Below are 686 nucleotides of genomic sequence, written 5' to 3' on the forward strand. Positions count from 1 at the left end.
CGATCGACGCGCTGCTGAGCGAGGAATACGTGACCCGCGAAAGCCGACGGATCGACGTGGCCCTGCGCACCGCCAAGCTCCTGCCGGTCAAGACGCTCGAGAGCTTCGACTTTAGCTTCCAGCCGTCGCTCGACCGCGAGCGCATTGCGGCGCTCGCCCAGCTCGACTTCATCCGTCGCGCCGAGGTCGTCCACTTCCTCGGGCCGCCGGGAACCGGAAAAAGCCACCTCGCCACCGCGCTCGGCGTTGCCGCCGTGAAGGCCGGCCGCCAGGTCTACCGCGCCTCGTTGGCCGAGCTGGTCGACGCCCTCGCCAGGGCCGAACGCCACGGTCAGCTCGCCGAGAAGATCCGCTTCTACGCCCGCGCCTCGCTGCTGATCGTCGACGAAATCGGATACCTCCCGATCAGCCAGGGCGGCGCGAACCTGTTCTTCCAACTCGTCAACGCCCGATACGAAAAGGGGGCCATGATCCTGACCTCGAACCGCGGCTTCGCCGAATGGGGCGAGGTCTTCGGCGATCCCGTCGTCGCCACCGCGCTCCTCGACCGGCTTCTGCATCACGCCGTCGTCGTCCAGATCGAAGGGGCAAGCTACCGGCTACGCGGCCACGCCGATCTCATCCCCGAACACGTCCGCGCCAACGCTCCGATCGCACCGCCCCCGCCACCGAAGCGACGTGGCCGC

Annotated in this window: 1 protein-coding gene; it reads left to right on the forward strand. The window is 68.4% G+C overall.

The window, feature by feature from the left end:
- Nucleotides 1-686 (forward strand): IS21-like element helper ATPase IstB (gene istB, locus Q1A87_RS23630; protein ID WP_299657304.1); only part of this gene is annotated, 686 nt, incomplete at both ends.

Origin of the sequence: uncultured Jannaschia sp. (assembly GCF_947494055.1) — a bacterium.
GTDB lineage: Bacteria > Pseudomonadota > Alphaproteobacteria > Rhodobacterales > Rhodobacteraceae > Jannaschia.